General features: G+C 43.5%; 12 protein-coding genes and 1 tRNA gene. 4 read left to right on the top strand and 9 right to left on the bottom strand.

Annotation, left to right across the window (positions count from 1 at the left end):
* Nucleotides 1-2 precede the first annotated feature (2 nt).
* The 4 genes from ilvB to lhgO form a co-directional block, all read right to left on the bottom strand.
* The gene (ilvB, locus tag PQG45_RS00900) at nucleotides 3-1,745 is read right to left on the bottom strand and encodes a biosynthetic-type acetolactate synthase large subunit (RefSeq protein WP_316070120.1); all 1,743 of its coding nucleotides are present in this window, start codon (nucleotides 1,743-1,745) and stop codon (nucleotides 3-5) included.
* Nucleotides 1,746-1,831: 86 nt separating this feature from the next.
* Complete coding sequence (gene ilvD, locus PQG45_RS00895; RefSeq protein ID WP_316070119.1) at nucleotides 1,832-3,508, bottom strand: dihydroxy-acid dehydratase; 1,677 nt, start codon at nucleotides 3,506-3,508, stop codon at nucleotides 1,832-1,834.
* A gap of 99 nt (nucleotides 3,509-3,607) precedes the next feature.
* Nucleotides 3,608-5,356 carry an ABC transporter ATP-binding protein gene (locus PQG45_RS00890; RefSeq protein ID WP_315576085.1) on the bottom strand — a complete coding sequence of 583 codons (1,749 nt, stop codon included), beginning with the start codon at nucleotides 5,354-5,356 and terminating at the stop codon, nucleotides 3,608-3,610.
* Nucleotides 5,357-5,633: 277 nt separating this feature from the next.
* On the bottom strand, nucleotides 5,634-6,836 hold the full coding sequence (gene lhgO / locus PQG45_RS00885) for an L-2-hydroxyglutarate oxidase (RefSeq protein WP_315576087.1): 1,203 nt from the start codon (nucleotides 6,834-6,836) through the stop codon (nucleotides 5,634-5,636).
* Between the two features lie 183 nt (nucleotides 6,837-7,019).
* Between lhgO and PQG45_RS00880 the strand changes: the two genes are divergently transcribed.
* The 3 genes from PQG45_RS00880 (at nucleotide 7,020) to PQG45_RS00870 (ending at nucleotide 9,153) form a co-directional block, all read left to right on the top strand.
* Nucleotides 7,020-8,198 (top strand): anhydro-N-acetylmuramic acid kinase, encoded by a 1,179-nt coding sequence (locus tag PQG45_RS00880; RefSeq protein ID WP_316070118.1) that lies wholly within the window; start codon nucleotides 7,020-7,022, stop codon nucleotides 8,196-8,198.
* Between the two features lie 154 nt (nucleotides 8,199-8,352).
* Nucleotides 8,353-9,069, top strand: coding sequence for an RluA family pseudouridine synthase (locus tag PQG45_RS00875; RefSeq protein WP_315576090.1), 717 nt, complete (start codon nucleotides 8,353-8,355; stop codon nucleotides 9,067-9,069).
* A gap of 12 nt (nucleotides 9,070-9,081) precedes the next feature.
* A tRNA-Arg gene (locus PQG45_RS00870) sits at nucleotides 9,082-9,153 on the top strand.
* 198 nt (nucleotides 9,154-9,351) lie between these two features.
* On the opposite strand, the gene PQG45_RS00865 is transcribed toward PQG45_RS00870, so the two are convergent.
* The 3 genes from PQG45_RS00865 to PQG45_RS00855 all read right to left on the bottom strand — a co-directional run bounded on the left by PQG45_RS00865 (nucleotide 9,352) and on the right by PQG45_RS00855 (nucleotide 14,005).
* The gene (locus PQG45_RS00865; RefSeq protein ID WP_316070117.1) at nucleotides 9,352-9,957 is read right to left on the bottom strand and encodes a DNA-binding response regulator; all 606 of its coding nucleotides are present in this window, start codon (nucleotides 9,955-9,957) and stop codon (nucleotides 9,352-9,354) included.
* A gap of 5 nt (nucleotides 9,958-9,962) precedes the next feature.
* Complete coding sequence (locus PQG45_RS00860) at nucleotides 9,963-11,885, bottom strand: sensor histidine kinase (RefSeq protein WP_315576100.1); 1,923 nt, start codon at nucleotides 11,883-11,885, stop codon at nucleotides 9,963-9,965.
* Between the two features lie 266 nt (nucleotides 11,886-12,151).
* Nucleotides 12,152-14,005 (bottom strand): glycoside hydrolase family 13 protein, encoded by a 1,854-nt coding sequence (locus PQG45_RS00855; RefSeq protein ID WP_316070116.1) that lies wholly within the window; start codon nucleotides 14,003-14,005, stop codon nucleotides 12,152-12,154.
* A 268-nt stretch (nucleotides 14,006-14,273) separates the two neighbouring features.
* On the opposite strand from PQG45_RS00855, the gene glmS reads away from it, so the two are divergent.
* Nucleotides 14,274-16,109, top strand: a complete 1,836-nt coding sequence (gene glmS, locus PQG45_RS00850) for a glutamine--fructose-6-phosphate transaminase (isomerizing) (protein WP_316070115.1) — start codon at nucleotides 14,274-14,276, stop codon at nucleotides 16,107-16,109.
* On the opposite strand, the gene PQG45_RS00845 is transcribed toward glmS, so the two are convergent.
* Both PQG45_RS00845 and PQG45_RS00840 read right to left on the bottom strand, forming a co-directional pair.
* Complete coding sequence (locus PQG45_RS00845; RefSeq protein ID WP_316070114.1) at nucleotides 16,110-17,000, bottom strand: NAD-dependent epimerase/dehydratase family protein; 891 nt, start codon at nucleotides 16,998-17,000, stop codon at nucleotides 16,110-16,112.
* Nucleotides 16,997-17,809 (bottom strand): glycosyltransferase family 2 protein, encoded by an 813-nt coding sequence (locus tag PQG45_RS00840; RefSeq protein WP_316070113.1) that lies wholly within the window; start codon nucleotides 17,807-17,809, stop codon nucleotides 16,997-16,999. Before PQG45_RS00840 ends, PQG45_RS00845 begins: the two co-directional genes overlap by 4 nt.
* Nucleotides 17,810-17,812 lie beyond the last annotated feature (3 nt).

Here is a 17,812-nt window from a genome sequence, read left to right as displayed (position 1 = left end):
TATTACTCGAGCCTTACGTTGGTTACAGTACTGCCCGCAGGCACCATCGGGAAAACATTCCCTTCTTTTTCACAAACAATTTCCAATAAATAAGGAGTCTCTGAATTCAATAAGGTATCCAAAGATTCACTCAATAAATTTCGATCCGTTACTGTATGCCCGGGTATTCCAAAGCCTTTCGCAATCGTGATGAAATCTGGATTTTCTAATTCAACAAATGAATAACGACGCGCATGGAATAGCTCTTGCCACTGGCGAACCATCCCGAGGAAGTTATTATTTAAAATGATAATCTTAACAGGAAGTTTACTTTGCGCGATGGTACCCAATTCCTGCAAAGTCATTTGAAAACCTCCATCCCCGATCACTGCAACGACTTCACGTTCCGGAACGGCTACTTTCGCACCAAAGGCAGCAGGCAAGGCAAAACCCATCGTTCCTGCTCCACCCGATGTTACAATTGAATTTCTTTTCTTAAAACGATAGTAACGATTCGTCACCATCTGATGTTGGCCTACATCCGTCACCACAACCGCCTCTCCTTTCGTTTTGTCGGACATCATCGCAATCGCCTCTCCCATTTTAATCTGATCTCCTTCATGGAAAACATCTTTCAAGGTGATTTTCTCGTGCTCTTCTTTGAAGTAGTAATCAAACTCGGCACGCCATTCCAAATGTTCTGCCGGTTTAATCAATGGAAGCAAGGCTTTCAAGGCAGCTTTCGCATCGCCTACTACCGGCGCATCCGCTTTCACATTTTTATCAATTTCCGCAGGATCAATCTCGATATGGACAATTTTTGCTTGCTTCGCATAGGTTGCCAAATCACCGGTAATCCGGTCATCAAAACGCATACCGATGGCAATCAATACATCACAAGAATTCGTCAGCACATTCGCGCCGTAGTTTCCGTGCATACCCGGCCAGCCTACGTACATCGGATGATCGGCATCCATCGCCGACATACCCAAAAGCGTTGTCGCAACCGGAATTCCTGCCTTGTCAACCAACGCATTCAATTCTTCTTCAGCACCGGCGATTAAGACACCATGTCCAGCTAAAATATAAGGTTTCTTGGCGCTATTAATCAATTTAGCTGCCGCCTCCACATGTTCTTGCTTCGGCTCCACACGCGGTTTATACGAGATAATCGTCGAGCAAGGTTTATATTCAAAAGGGACGGTCATCATTTCGGATTGAGCCGTACGCGTAATATCTATCAATACAGGACCTGGTCGGCCTGTTTCTGCAATGTAAAATGCTTTTGCAATAATTTCAGGAATCTCGTTAGGATCCATAACCTGGTAATTCCATTTGGTTACAGGCATGGAAATACCAATCAAATCACACTCTTGAAAAGCATCTGTTCCCAGTAAATTTCCTTTCACTTGGCCTACGATACATACCATCGGCGTTGAATCCAACATCGCATCCGCGATAGGCGTAATCAAGTTGGTGGCACCCGGACCCGAAGTCACCATGCAAACACCTGCTTTATTCAGCATACGTGCATAACCTTGTGCGGCATGACCAGCGCCCTGCTCGTGACGCACCAAAATATGCTTCAAACGATCTTGATAATCATATAAAGCATCGTAGGTAGGCATGATGGCCCCCCCTGGATATCCAAAAATAGTTGAAACCCCTTGCGCGACCAATGACTCCATAATAGCCTGTGCTCCCGTTAAGAATTTCTTCTGTTCGGGTTGTTTTGAATCAGCGGGTTGGGTTTGGGTTTGTCCCATGGTCTTTTACTATTTTATCTTTAATCAACTTATGAATAGCTAATTTAAGCCTTCATGCGTTAGAAAAAAATTGAATTGTTGATTTTTTACAAATCTGTTACACAACCTTGGCTGGCTGAGGCAACGTTTTTAATATACTTACGCAAAACTCCGGATGTATGCGGCGAAACCTTTGGTTTCCATGCTTTCCGACGTTCTGCTAATTCTTCATCTGATACATGCAAGATGATTTTATTATCGACCGCATCAATGGTAATCTTGTCACCATCTTTCACCAAACCGATATTTCCTCCTTCTTGTGCTTCTGGCGTCACGTGCCCTACCACAAATCCGTGCGTACCTCCAGAGAAACGTCCATCGGTAATCATGGCAACCGAATTACCTAAACCAGCACCCATCAAGGCGGAAGTAGGCTTTAACATTTCCGGCATTCCTGGACCACCTTTCGGGCCTTCGTTGCGAATCACAACCACATGTCCGGCTTTAATTTCACCTTTTGACAAGAATTCCATCACATCCTCTTCGCGCTCACACACTTTGGCAGTTCCCTCAAAACGCTCACCTTCTTTACCTGTAATCTTAGCAACCGCTCCTTCCGTAGCTAAATTGCCATACAAGATTTGCAAGTGACCTGTAGGTTTCATCGGGTTTGAAATCGGATAGACAATTTTTTGCGTCTCAAAATTCAAATCAGGTGCATCAGCTAAATTCTCCGCCATGGTCTTGCCCGTTACCGTCATGCAATCGCCGTGTAAGAATCCTTCTTGTAATAAATATTTCAAAATGGCTGGCATTCCTCCGATCGCCAACACATCTTCCATGTAGTATTTTCCTGACGGTTTCAAATCGGCCAATAGTGGCGTACGATCTGAAATCGCTTGAATATCATCCAACGTAAACTCAACGCCAGCCGAATGGGCAATCGCTAAATAATGCAGAACAGCATTTGTACTTCCACCCAAGGCCATCACCACGGTCATCGCATTTTCGAATGATTTGCGTGTCATGATGTCGCGCGGACAAATGTTTTTCTCCAACAATACCTTCATCGCAGCACCGATCGCCAAACATTCTTCTTTTTTACCTTCATGCGTCGCTGGATACGTCGAGGAATTTGGCAAAACCAAACCCATCGCTTCCATGGATGATGCCATCGTATTTGCGGTGTACATTCCACCACAAGCACCCGGGCCTGGAATCGAATTACGAATAACTCCTTCGTAATCTTCATCGGAAATGTTTCCTGCGTATTTCTTTCCTAAAGCTTCAAAAGCTGAAACGATATCTAATTTTTCTCCTTTGTAAGAACCTGAACGAATGGTTCCACCGTAAACCAACATACCCGGACGATTCACACGTGCCAAAGCCATCATGGCTCCCGGCATGTTTTTATCACAACCTACCACAGCAATTACGCCATCGTACCATTGTGCGCCAACTACATTCTCGATTGAATCAGCGATGATATCACGCGATGGCAAGGAATAGCTCATCCCGTCATTACCATTCGTCATTCCATCAGAAACCCCAATGGTATGAAAAATTAATCCCACCATGCCATTTTCTTGAATTCCCTTTTTCACATGTACAGATAATCCATTCAAATGCATATTACACGGGTTGCCCTCATAACCTGTACTTGCGATACCGATTTGAGCCTTGTTCATATCCTCAGGAGTCAATCCAATGCCATAAAGCATTGCTTTCGCCGCCGGATTCGTAACTTCTTGTGTAAGTGTTCTCGAGAATTTATTTAATGACATAATTTAAATTTTTACAAACGACAAATATACGCAATCCTATTTGTTCAAGCCAAAGGATTGCCAAACAATATATGGCAAATCAAGGAATTACAAAATAAATTATTTGTTTTCCCCTACTTGCTGCCGCCACATGGCATAGTATAAACCTTTGTCGGCCAGCAAACTATCATGATTCCCCGATTCAACGACTTTTCCCTTCTCCAACACATAAATACGTGTCGCATGCATAATCGTAGACAAACGGTGCGCAATCAAAATTGTCAAATGCTCCGAAGCTTGCGAAACCGCACGAATCGTTTCCGAGATTTCCTCTTCGGTCAAGGAGTCCAAAGCCGAAGTCGCCTCATCGAAAACCAATAAGTTGGGATCACGCAATAAGGCGCGAGCGATACTTAAACGCTGCTTCTCTCCGCCAGACACTTTTACGCCTCCTTCTCCGATCAAGGAGTCTAAGCCTTTGTCGGCCCGTGCCAACAAACTTTGGCAAGCCGCTTTTTCCAATACCTCCATGCATTGCGCATCCGTGGCATTCGGGTTTACGAACAATAAATTCTCCCGAATGGACCCTGAAAACAATTGGGTGTCTTGGGTAACGAAACCAATTTTCTTACGTAATTGATCGAAATCAATCGAATCACCCGCTTCACCATTGTAGAATACTTGACCTTTTTTCGGTCGGTACAAGCCCACCAATAATTTCACCAAGGTTGATTTTCCCGCCCCCGATGGCCCTACAAAAGCAATGGTTTCTCCACCTTTAACTTGGAAAGAAATGTCCGACAAGGCTTCTTGCGTCGCAGATTGATGTTGGAAAGAGACATGATCAAAAGTCAAATCCTGAATGTGCGTAATTGATTTGGGATTCTCCGGTTTCTTTTCGCTTGGGATCGATAAGATTGTTTCATAATTCTGGAGCGAAACCTCCGCTTCGCGGAAGGTGTTCACCACATTTCCAATCTCTTGCAAGGGATTAAATAGGAAGAACGAATAGATGTTCAAAGAATAAAACTGCCCGATGGTGATTTGGCCTTTATAGATTAGGTAAATCAAAACGACCACCATCAGCATACGTAATAAGTTCACGCAGGTACCTTGAACAAAGGCCATAGAGCGCACATAACGCACTTTTTTCAATTCCAATTTAAGAATTTTCTCTGTCGTGGCATTTAAGTGAGCTATTTCTTGTTCTGCCAAACCGAGTGATTTCACCAATTCGATGTTGCGCAAAGACTCCGTGGTAGAGCCCGCTAAACCCGTAGATTCTTTGACTATTTCGATTTGAATGACTTTAATTTTCTTGCTTAAGACAGAAGAAACCCAGGCAATCAAAGGTCCCGTGACTAGGAAAAGCGGCATCACCATCCAGTGTACCGAGAATGCATAAATGGAAATAAAAACCAATGCAATGACCGATTGGAATAGAATATTAATCCCCAAAGTGATTAATTTCTCTACATCGACTCTTACCTTTTGCAATTTACCCAAGGTCTCGCCAGAACGCTGATCCTCGAAGGTCTCATACGGCAATTCCAAGGAATGTCGGATTCCATCCGAATATAAATTGGCTCCCACTTTTTGGGTAACCGTGTTAATCATGTAGTCTTGAAAGTTCTTCGCTACCCGACTCACGAAAGCAACTCCCACAGAAGCTAAGGCTAAAGGCCAAATGGCATCCACGAATTGAGACATCGTATGTGTTTCCGCGTGATAGACCGCCGCTACATCATCGATGATTTTCCGAAAGATATAGGGATCCATCAAGGAGAAAATCTGGTTGGTCGCAGCAAGTCCCAAGGCAGCGAAAACGCGCCAGCGGTATTGAGTAAGGTATTTAAGTAGTAATTTCATGTTATTATTTTACATTTTCCAACCTTACGGTTGGGTCCCTAGTCTAAAGCCTAGGGTTATAAAAACCCCAGACTTCAGTCTGGGGGAAAGAACGCAAACATCGCCTCATCAGCCGACGTACAACCTCAGACTTCAGTCTGGGGGAAAAAACGCAAACATCGCCTCATCAGCCGACGTATAACCCCAGACTTCAGTCTGGGGGAAAAAACGCAAACATCGCCTCATCAGCCGACGTATAACCCCAGACTTCAGTCTGGGCAAACCCAAATAGGCGCCTTTACTCAAACCGCCCCAAAGCCATTTCCGCCACCGTCTTGCCTATCGACAAAGATGAAGTCGCTGCGGGACTAGGCGCATTTAAAATATTAATCACTTTCTCATCTTGTACGATCGAGAAATCGTCGAGTAAGCCTCCACTACGATCACACGCTTGAGCTCGAACACCGGCACCCCCTTCGACTAAATCATCGATTTGAATTTCAGGAATTAATCCTTGAAGGGCTTTGGTAAAGGCTTCTTTAGAGAAACTGCGGTACATTTCACCGAGACCCGTTTCCCAATATTTTACTGCTACTTTTTGGAATCCTGGCCAAGTTAAGGTATCCCAAAGTTCTTTCGCATTGATGCCTAATTTCGTATAGCCTTCCTTCTTAAAGGCCAAAACGGCATTAGGTCCAGCCTCCACTCCCCCACGCATCATGCGGGTAAAATGAACGCCCAAGAACGGGAAGTTGGGATCAGGAACAGGATAAATCAAGTTCTTAACCAAGTATTCCTTTTCCTTTCTGAGCTTAAAATATTCCCCACGGAATGGCACAATACGTACATCCAAAGGTTCTTTTTGCGTCCATTGCGCAACTTGATCCGAGTATAGACCCGCGCAATTGATGATCAATTTCGCCTCATATACCGCTTTATTCGTTTCGACAATGGAATAGCTAAGGCCTTTGGTTATGTCAATCACTTTTTCACCCAAATGTACCTCACAGCCTTTCGCTTGAATCCCTTGCGCTAGTTTCGCAGCAACAGCACGGTAATCGACGATACCGGTTTGCGGCACCCACATGCCTTCTACACCAATCACATGCGGTTCGTGTTCACGCATTTCCTCCAAGCTCAACTTCTTCAAGCCATCCAACCCATTTTCTTGGCCCCGCTGGTACAAATTCTCCAATTGAACCCGTTGGTCCTGGGTACTCGCCACAACGATTTTACCCGTTAATTCGAAAGGAATCTCCTCTTTTTGGCAATAATCGATTAATTGGTGGTAGCCTTCGATGCAATTTTTGGCCTTCAAAGAACCCGGTTTGTAATATAAACCCGAGTGAATGACACCTGAGTTATTACCTGTTTGGTGCATAGAGACCATCGCTTCTTTTTCAAAAAGCGCGATTTTTAATGCAGGATTTGCCTCCAATAATCTGTGAGCTGTCGCGAGGCCCACGATGCCTCCGCCGACGATGATTACATCTAATGCCATAAGGTGGATGAGTGAATTAACTAAGCCCCAAAGATACGAAATCATCCGTCGGAAATATCAATTAATTATCAAGTACTTGGCGAATTTTCGAACTCCCTTGGGGGATTTTTTTGTAGCTTTGCGCACTACCTTTGGCAAACCTTTAAGGATTGCCAAAGGTAAACGAGCGAAAAATAGAAAGACTTGAATCCACAGATTAAACAGTTATATCAAATTGCAGAAAAGCCCAGCAGATTAATTTTGGGCTTGATGTCGGGCACGTCTTTGGATGGATTGGATATGGCCTTATGTCGGTTTACGGGGCAAGGCCTTGAAACCACATGTGATTTAATCCATTTTGATTCCGTGCCTTTTTCCACTGAATTCAAGGAGTCCATTCGGGCTGTTTTTGCAAAGGAAACCATTCATTTTCCTAGCCTGTGCACCTTGAACGCGAACATCGCGCGGACACATGCATCGATTATTTTGGAGACCTTAGCTCGTTGGGGCGTGAATCCAACCGACGTAGACGCATTAGCATCTCATGGGCAAACCGTCATGCATTGTCCCGATCGAACAGGTGCAAACCCTCATTCAACTTTACAAATAGGTGATGGGGATCATTTAGCCCATTTAACTGGAATCATTACGCTTTCGGATTTCCGTCAAAAACATGTGGCTGCGGGAGGCGAAGGTGCGCCTTTGGCCATGTTTGGGGATTATTTTCTATTTACCAAAGCCGAGGAGGAGCGAATACTTTTGAATATTGGGGGCATTGGGAATTTCACCTATTTGCCCGCGAATCAAGATCCTACCGATATTTTAGTAACGGATACAGGCCCTGGAAATACCTTGATTGATGCATGGGTAAGAGCGAATTATACTGAAAAATCATTTGATGAAGATGCCCAAATCGCGCGATCGGGCAAAGTCGATGCGGCATTTTTAAAAGCCTTGCTAGCCCTACCCTTTTTCGAAGAATCATTCCCTAAAAGTACGGGACCTGAATATTTCAACGTGGATCGGATCAGCCAAATGGTTCCGGAAGGACTGAGTGCGGCCGACTGCATCGCAACGCTCACCTATTTTTCTGCTGAAACAATTGCCTTGGCTATTCAACATTACACGGGATTGGAAGAAGGATACGTTTATGTGAGTGGTGGTGGCGCGCGAAATCCCTTGATGATGGAGCATTTGGCCCAACTCTTGCCCGGTTTTACGATTCAAGATTCGGCTGTTTTAGGTATTGAATCTGCGGCAAAAGAAGCTGTTTTATTTGCTTTGTTGGCCAATGAAACCTTGATGGATTCGAATCCGGCATCTGATCGCCGGCTGGGTGATTCGCCGTGGATGACGATGGGGAAGATTTGTTTACCGAATTGAGATAAGAGATAAGAGTGAAGAGGTAAGAGGTAAGAGTGAAGAGGTAAGAGGTAAGAAGTAAGAGTTGAGAATTAAGAGTGAAGAAATTAGAGAGACAACTACGGACTTTGGACTCCGGACTAATGACTAGCGACTAGTGACTAGCGACTGATATATGAAATACAAATTACAAGATTACATCCTTTTCGAAAACGACGATTTCATCGTCATCAACAAACCATCGGGCATCGCGACGCTGGATGAGCGGAAGGATGATTATGCACCCAGCATTTTGCGCATGGCAAAAGTGTATTCAGAAGATGCACAGGTGGGACATCGATTGGATAAGGAAACAACGGGAGCTTTGGTGATTGCCAAAAATCCGGAGGCCTACCGACATATTTCCATGCAGTTCGAGCACCGGGAAACAGCCAAACGCTACCACGCCGTGGTGGAAGGCATGCACGACTGGGATGGCATGTTGGTGAATTTACCCATCCTCCCCCTCAAAGACGGCAAGGTGATTATCGCACGATCGAACGGCAAGCATGCGGAAACTTGGTTCCGTTCCTTGAAAGTTTACAAGGGATATACCTTGGTCGAATGTATGCCCATCACAGGCCGCATGCACCAAATCCGCATTCACTTAACCTGTTTGCATGCACCCATCGTAGCCGACGAGATGTATGGCGGAAAGGATGTGTATTTGTCGGACTTGAAAAGAAATTTCCATTTAAAAAAGGATACCGAAGAGCGTCCCTTGATGCGCCGGGTGGCCTTGCATGCCCATAGTTTGAGCTTCAACTTGATGGACGGAAGTCCCATAACGGTTGAGGCACCCTATCCGAAAGATTTCAATGTCTTGGTAAGACAATTGGAGAAGTATTCGTAAATTTGCAACCCTGGCTCCGTAGTTCAATGGATAGAATGTAGGTTTCCGGTACCTAAGATGAAGGTTCGATTCCTTCCGGGGCTACAAATGTATCGGACAATAAAAAAGGACATTTCGTGAGAGATGTCCTTTTATTATTACCAAAAAATAAAGCCCCCGCTATCCCTAGCAGAGGCTTTGTATAAATTGAAGGTATTAGGGTTAGGTAATCGCGTGTTATTATAGAACTAGGGTTATTTACCATACAAAGGAACGTTCTTCCCGCGACTCCTACAATGAGACCTAGGCCTCATTTTTATACCCAAAGTGACTTAAGGCAAACGTAAGTAAACTGTTATTTTCCGTCGACAAATTCAGCTTTTTACTAATGTGATACCGGTGATTTTTGACCGTCTTTTCCGAAATAAATAATAAGTCGGCGATCTCCTTACTCTTCTTATTTTGCGCGATTAATTCGAGAATTTTCAATTCGGCTTGCGTGAGATCCACGAGCTTTTGACTCAGTTTACCGCCATCCGCAATTTGGTCAAATGCCATTTCAACGGACACCCGAATTTGATGATCGCTCCAGGGTTTCAATATGTAATTAACTGGATGCGTTTTCCCCGCTTTTTCGACGATTTGTCGGTCACTAAACGCTGTCAAGTAAATGACAGCTAAACCAGGTACTCGGTTTTGTGCCTGAATGACAAAATCAATGCCCGATGGGCCTTCTCCAATATTAATATCACAAATCAATAATTGCGGCTGAAAGGTGACAAGTGAATCTAACGCTGAATTAAACGCATGAAAAACCAAACAACGATATCCCAAATTCTCTAAAATCTCTTTGATATCTAACGCCACAATAATCTCATCCTCTAAGATCAATACCCGCTTTTCTTCCATAAATGCTACACGTTAAAAGTAATTAAATGCTTGATGCCTTGGCTTTGATGCAGGGTATAGGTCGCCCCCATTTGCTCACTCAATATTCGAATAAGCCGCATACCTAAATTGGAATTTCGATTAATCTCATCCACCAAACCCGGCCCATTATCCTCAATAATGACTCGAATTTGGGAACCTTCTTGGTCAATCTCAATCCGTAAAATTCCTTGTTCCGCTTCGACAAACGCATACTTAAATGCATTCGACACAATTTCATTGATAATCAAACCCAATGTCCCTATACGTTCAAAGCGCAACTTGATCGAATCCTGAATATCGAAGTAAATCTGAACAGGGTTTACTTCCTCTTGTGCATACATTTGTTGCAGGTGTTCGACCAAGGTTCGGACATAGCTGTCCAACTGGACAAATTCCATTTCGTCGGATTGGAATAAATTATTGTGAACCAAAGCGATGGTTTGTATTCGGTTTTGAAGGGCCGTAATTAAATCAACGGATTCGATGTTTTTCGTTCGGCGCTTCTGTAGGTTCAACAGACTGTAAATAACCTGCAAATTATTCTTCACACGGTGATGCAATTCTTTTAAAAGGACCGCATTGCGCTCGTGCTCCAAATCCAATTGTATTCGATTCTGGTTCAATAATCCTTTTTGACGAAAATTAACATAGAGCAATATCGACCCAAAAATAATCGCACCCAGGATAAGGCTCAGTAGTTTGATTTTAAATTCTTGCAATTTGGATGATTCCGAATAGACCTCCACTTGATGCTTGTTTTTCAGCGATTCTTCGCGGTGTTTGGCTAATTCAAGTTGGCCTAAAAGCAAGATTGATTTATTCCGATTGATATGCGCGTTCACCGTATCCCGATAAGCATGCAATGCTTTGTTGTAAAAATAGGCAGAATCATATTGCTGTTGCGCAGCATAGTAATCTGCATAGGCATCAAGCATCATGAGTTTAACGGTCGGTATAACCTTTTGAGCCATCAAAATTCGCGCATGATCCATGTAATATTTGGCAGATTCCCAACTTTTTCTGTGGAGGTAAGCGCGCGCTAAGGATATTTCTTTTCCTATTTGATTGTCCGGATTATCTAAACTTGACTGGATGTCGAAACGCAACATGGGAATGGCATGCGTATAGTTACCCAGTTCCATGTCGCATTCGGCCATGAGGCCTTTGAACAAACCTTCCCAATAGCGCAATTCGCGAGGTAGATAGGTAGCTTTTGACGCTGCCCGCACCTCAGCCACTTCTCGATAGCCTTGGGCATAAATATTCCGCGCCTTTTTGAAATTTTTCAAATCGGTATATAACCAACCCAAACGTTGCAGATAAAAAAGTCGGCGATAATCGCCACGCGCAGGAACTGGCTGAAACTGGATAAAATCACGCAGGGCATCTTCAAAAAGTCCGCATTCGCGGTAGATTTCCCAGAAGGTTTTGATAAATCCTAATTTGATGCGTAAGCGACGAATGGGAATTGCCTTTTCGATTTCATTTTTGCCGCGGTATTCCTCCTCTAATTTAATGAGCACATGGCGCCAATAATAGGCAGGGACTTGCTTTTCATGTTCAAAAAGAAACTCAAAAAAGGGAAGACCATGGGTAAATTTGGCCTGATTGTGGTAGACCATCGCGAGTGGAATCGCGGCCTTAATCATTAGATCGAGGTTATTCTTTTTCCGCGCATCCGCCCAATGAGCCTCTAAAATGCGCTCCAAATCACCGACATTGGCATTCGAAAAGAATCCGCCATCTTCTTTGAAAACACGATCCCAGGTAGTCCACATAAACTGAGGATCCTGGAAACGCAAATCACGTTTAAATTTGACTGGGTTGTAGGAATCATCTGCCCAACTTTGAAAAGAAAGGAGTAAAGTAATAAGAAGTAGGGCCTTGAAAAGGCTACTTATATGCATTTGATTTTGATTAGAACTAGGGCCTTTGCAGGGCTTTATGCCTTCAAGATAAGTTCTTCTATTTAAAAATCAAATGTAAAACTCAATTATTGCACGTAAAGGGAATAGGCTTCAGAAGCACTTAAGCTGCGGTTATAAATTCTTAACTCATCAACAGCGCCATTAAAGTATTCTTTAATATCGTTTGAGGAGGCATTGACCACGCGTGCGCCTACCGATAAAACACTTGGATTAACAAAAAACAATACTTATGAATCGGTCGGAAATTATTGCACCTCAAATACCAAGGCCGCTTTTGCCGGTATTTCCAATGTGGAACCTAGGGTTTGCTTCTTTCCTGTTAAGACATCCTTCAATTGAGCCCCAGCTTTAATCAATTCCGCATAATGATCCATCGATAAGCTTTTGGAATTCGCATTCTTGTTCATCACGACCATCACTTTCCCTTTTGCCGAATGACGGAAATAGACATAGACTCCATTTTCAGGACCAAAATGTGTCAATTTCCCTTCATGAATCACGGCATTATTCTTCCGCCAATTCAATAACTTTTTAAAGAAGTCTTGCGCACTTTTTTCATCAGCCGTAAAACCGCGTTGGGTCACAGCATCTTTGGCATCTCCAGGCCAACCGCCATAAAAATCACCACGAATTTCTCCATGTTCATTACTTTTGGGATTGGACATCAAGATTTCCGTACCGTAAAAAATTTGTGGAATGCCACGTGTCGTCAACAAATATGTCATTCCCATGCGGAATAATGCTTGGTCGTGTTTGACCTGCGAATAAAAACGCGACATATCGTGGTTATCACCAAAAACCACCAAATTATCCGGATTGGCATACACCAAATCATTCGAAATCACCGAATAAATCTTATTCAAGCCCTTGCCCCAGTCTTGGTCATTCTCATTCATCGCTTCCGAAACGGCATTTTGTAAGGGAAAATCCATCAATGCCGGCAAGGATGATTTAAATCCATCCCGGTTGACTTTCCCTTTTTGCCAATAAGACGTAATGATCGGATTCGATGACCACTCCTCGCCTACCATGTTTAAGTTCGGATATTCAGCCAAGACTGCATCAGACCAACGCGCCTCAAAATGCTTTTCGGAATAGGGATACGTATCAATTCGAATACCACCCAAATGTGCATATTCAATCCACCAGATGGTATTTTGGATCAAATAATTTGCCATAAATGGATTCTTTTGATTTAAATCTGGCATTGCTGGGACGAACCAGCCTTCCGTCTGCATTTTAGCATCAAATTGTGATACATGTGGATCTTGAACCGTTTCCCGACGGTGCGTTGTCGAGACAAATTTTCCGTCAAAATTAATCCAATCCTTGAATGGAAAATCCTTCATCCACCAGTGGCCATCGCCGCAGTGATTTAACACGACATCCATGATAAGCTTAATGCCCTTTTGGCCCGCCTTTTCTGCTAACTCTTTGTATTGTGCATTTGTACCAAAACGCGGGTCGATCAAATAATGATCCGTAATCGCATAACCATGGTAACTCTCCTTCGCCTGGTCATTAACCATCACAGGCATGTTCCAAATAGCCGTAAATCCCATGTCTTGGATATAAGCCAAACGGTCAATGATGCCTTTTAAGTCACCCCCATGCCGCCCATACATTTCGTTACGCGCAGGATTCGGTTCGCGGAAACCAGGAGCCGCGTCATTGCTCGGGTCACCATTTGCGAAACGATCGGGCGTAATCAGGTAAATGACATCTTTTGTTGAGTACGATGGACGATTCGCGGAATTAGGCGTCCGAGAATCGAGTTTGTAGTCGATGTGATGGAGGGTTTTGTTGCCTTTTTTGATATCGATCGGATATGACCCCGCCAGCGCGTTTTTCGATATTTCACAATCAACGAACAAGTAGTTCGGGCTGTCGGCCGTATGCACTTTTACAATCTTTAAGCCTGGTTTTGTAGCAATTACCTCGGCTCCTTTCAGATCCTTAGCATGGATCAGGAGCTGTAATTTAGGGTTTTTCATGCCTACCCACCAATTGAGCGGTTCGATACGTAAATCTTGTGCTTGAAGGGATTGAAGGGCTAGCGGACAAATCGCTGCGAATAGGAATAATATAAGTTTCTTCATGAATCTAAAGGGTTTTGTTCAGGTTGTCGGGGTCAGGACCCCAACAACCTGTGACTTAAAATTAGGTGAAAAGGCTCAAAAAAGCGCATAAAATGCCCTAAAAATGTGAAAATTATCATGTTTTAGGTAGTGAAACTGGCGAAAAAGTGGTTCTTTGCGTAACGCTGCCGGGGTCGTTGACCCCGGCAGCGTTTACCCTTACCCACCTTGCTTTTCCACGTAGATTTCGAGATATTTGTAACTCAAATAGCCCTAAAACAAGCATCTTATGTGTGGAATCGTCGCCTACATCGGCTCACAAGCCGCTTACCCCATCATTTTAAAAGGACTTAAGCGTTTGGAATACCGCGGCTACGACAGCGCAGGAATCGCCCTATACGGCAAAGAAATAACGAATTTCAAGAAAAAAGGACGTGTTGCCGAGTTGGAAGCATGGACGGATGACATCACAAAAACGGCAACTGTGGGCATCGGACATACCCGTTGGGCCACGCACGGCGAACCTTCTGACGTCAACGCACATCCACACAAATCGAATTCGGGTAAAATAACCTTGGTACACAACGGGATCATTGAAAACTATGCTTCTTTAAAACAAGAGTTAATTCAGAAGGGCTATACTTTTGAAAGTGCGACGGATACGGAGGTTTTGGTCAACTTCATTGAGGAAATCCAACAGAGCAATAATTACTCGTTGGAAGAAGCGATGCGCATCGCTTTGAAACGTGTGGTGGGTGCCTATGTGATTATCGTGATGGAAACAGGATTCCCGAATCGCCTCATTGCAGCGCGCAAAGGGAGTCCTTTGGTGATTGGCATGGGCGATGGCGAACACTTTTTGGCATCTGACGCCTCCCCGATTATCGAATACACGAAGAAGGTAATTTACGTAAATGACTATGAATTGGCGATCATTTCCGAAGATGAAATCATCTTGAAGAATTTGGGAAATGAACCTATTACGCCATATATCCAACAATTAGACATGGAATTAGCCCAAATCGAAAAGGGAGGCTATGACCATTTCATGTTGAAGGAGATTTTTGACCAACCGGCATCCTTGACGGATTGTTTGCGAGGTCGTTTGGACAGCGAAAACATGACGCTGACTTTAGCGGGTGTTGAACAACATTTATCTGTTTTTGCGCAGGCCAAAAGAATCGTGATTGTTGCCTGCGGAACGAGTTGGCATGCCGGCTTAGTCGCCGAATACATGATTGAGACCCTTTGCCGCATTCCGGTGGAGGTGGAATATGCCTCGGAATTCCGTTACCGGAACCCAGTGATTGGGCCAGGCGATATCATTATTGCGATCTCCCAAAGTGGGGAAACGGCGGACACTTTAGTGGCCATCGAACGCGCGAAGGAACAAGGCGCCTTTATTTTTGGGGTGGTGAATGCCGTGGGATCATCGATTGCACGTATTTCTCACGCGGGTGCCTATACGCATGCCGGACCGGAGATTGGGGTGGCGAGTACCAAAGCCTTCACGGCACAATTGACCGTCCTTGCCATGATGGCGATGAAAATAGGTAAGGCCAAAGGCACTTTAGCTACGGCAGAATATGATCGCTTAATCGCAGAATTGGCATTGATCCCTGAAAAGGTAAAAATAACTTTGGCGACACATGAAAAAATCAAAGAGGTTGCGAAACATTATGCAGATGCGCGCGATTTCTTGTTTTTAGGTCGAGGATATAATTTCCCAGTTGCATTAGAGGGGGCTTTGAAATTGAAGGAAATTTCCTACATCCATGCGGAAGGATATCCGGCAGCGGAGATGAAACATGGACCGATTGCATTGGTCGATGAAAACCTACCGGTCTTGTTTATCGCAACGAAAGACGCGTATTACGAGAAAATTGTGAGTAATATCCAGGAAATCAAGGCCCGCAAAGGGATGGTGATTGCGGTGATTTCGGAAGGAGATACGCTGATTCGCGATATGGCAGACCATGTGATGGTTGTGCCGGAGGTGGATGAGTTGTTGGCCCCGCTGATTAGCGTCTTGCCGACCCAATTACTATCCTATTACATAGGGGTGTTGCGCGGCTTGGATGTGGATAAACCACGTAATTTGGCGAAGTCGGTGACGGTTGAGTAATCAAGATTTGAAGCTTGCCAAAGTGGCTAATAAGCCTTCCCTTGCTTGGATGGGCAATTCTTTGCCAAGCGCATTTTTCAATTTTTGATTAGAAACAAGGTAGTTTTCAGTCAATTTATTTAGACGCTCTGAATTTAGAGGTAAATTAAGAAAGTCTCCCAAACGGGCGATAAACGTTATGAAACGTTTAGGAATTGGGATTGAGTAAACTTTTTGATTTAAAGACTCCCCAATCAACTGAATGACTTGATTGGTATCAAGCGCATCATCATCGGCAATGTGATAAGTCCCCGATTTAATATCTTTTCGTTCGATTAATTCTTTCATGACGAAGCAGATGTTTTCCACGCTACAGTAGGAACGCTTATTGGAAAATACTGCTAAAGGCCAAGGGAATCCCCTTTTTATCACCTGATAAACCAAATTCAAGTTACCCTTATTTCCAGGCCCATGAATCATGCAAGGACGTAAAATATAGACTCGTTTCCCTGGAGGAATTTGTTTGGACTTGATATAGTATTCCGCCATCAACTTACTTTTCCCATAATGGGTTTGTGGATTTGGGCTATATTCCTCCGTCAAAATTTCATGTGCAACATCGGCAACCGCCTTCACAGAACTGATGGTAATGAAAACCTCGGCATCGGAAGTGAGGAAGGCATCAAAAAGCCGATTGCTGTATTCGGTATTAACCTGGTAATAAGCTCCAACGTCAGTGACATTTTCTGTATCATGTGCCAAACCCGCAAGATTGATAACAACTTGAGCATTAGCTATCATATTCACAAAATCACCGTTTCTTTCTAACCGAATGATTGACACAGATTGAGCCAGATAAGGAATAAGATTAGATCCTAGAAATCCACTCGTACCACTTATTACAATATTCACAACTGAAATTGGGATAATGTTTTTTTATTGATTTGGCCACGATCTTTATCGAAGAGCCATCCCCATTTATTAAAATACTTTATAGCTGAACAGATAAATGCATAAAGTAACTTAAAATTTTTATTGGCCCCAGAATCATATCCATGCACGACATGTACGAGCGGGAAATAAATTGTTTTGTATTGCTTTTGCATTCTACGAGACAAGTCAAAATCTTCAAAATACATAAAAAATGATTCATCAAAACTCCCCACTTTTCGCACAGCCGTAAGATTCAATAATGCGAAACAACCTGAAATTATGGGGCTTTGATAAATCTGGGAACTTGGAGCACCCCTTAACTCATACGTCTCCAGAAACTGGAAATATGATTTTGTTGGCCATTTAAATTTCCTTCTAAATAGACTCCAAGGTGTTGGCAGTAATTTTGGCAAGAATTGAGTTGTACCGTCTGCGTTTAAGACTTGAGGCATCATTAAGCCGACTTCAGAATTTAGATTCATGTAATCTGCCATATTTTTGATAACACCATCCCCTAACTGGATATCTGGATTAACAATAAAATGAAAATTAGAACCCGCTTTTATGGCCAAATCGATAGCGATATTGTGTGCTGCACCAAATCCTGGATTGGTAGGGTTGTGAAGATAGGTTAAATGAGAAATTTGAACAAAATCCTTTTGAAGATTTATTGGAGCGTTATCAATTAAATATACATGCTGCACACCTTGAAGGATGAGAGAATCTACCAAGTGAATAATGGAGGATGATTCACTATTATAGAGAACAATGGAGGCGGTGATTTTCATCCG

The organism is Aquirufa regiilacus, assembly GCF_032470275.1.
GTDB lineage: Bacteria > Bacteroidota > Bacteroidia > Cytophagales > Spirosomataceae > Aquirufa > Aquirufa regiilacus.
This window is presented reverse-complemented; position numbering and strand designations above follow the sequence as displayed.

Coding starts and splice junctions, on each gene's coding strand:
- ilvB (WP_316070120.1), bottom strand. CDS start 1,745: ATGGGACAAACCCAAACCCAACCCGCTGATTCAAAACAACCCGAACAG.
- ilvD (WP_316070119.1), bottom strand. CDS start 3,508: ATGTCATTAAATAAATTCTCGAGAACACTTACACAAGAAGTTACGAAT.
- PQG45_RS00890 (WP_315576085.1), bottom strand. CDS start 5,356: ATGAAATTACTACTTAAATACCTTACTCAATACCGCTGGCGCGTTTTC.
- lhgO (WP_315576087.1), bottom strand. CDS start 6,836: ATGGCATTAGATGTAATCATCGTCGGCGGAGGCATCGTGGGCCTCGCG.
- PQG45_RS00875 (WP_315576090.1), top strand. CDS start 8,353: ATGAAATACAAATTACAAGATTACATCCTTTTCGAAAACGACGATTTC.
- PQG45_RS00865 (WP_316070117.1), bottom strand. CDS start 9,957: ATGGAAGAAAAGCGGGTATTGATCTTAGAGGATGAGATTATTGTGGCG.
- PQG45_RS00860 (WP_315576100.1), bottom strand. CDS start 11,885: ATGCATATAAGTAGCCTTTTCAAGGCCCTACTTCTTATTACTTTACTC.
- PQG45_RS00855 (WP_316070116.1), bottom strand. CDS start 14,005: ATGAAGAAACTTATATTATTCCTATTCGCAGCGATTTGTCCGCTAGCC.
- glmS (WP_316070115.1), top strand. CDS start 14,274: ATGTGTGGAATCGTCGCCTACATCGGCTCACAAGCCGCTTACCCCATC.
- PQG45_RS00840 (WP_316070113.1), bottom strand. CDS start 17,809: ATGAAAATCACCGCCTCCATTGTTCTCTATAATAGTGAATCATCCTCC.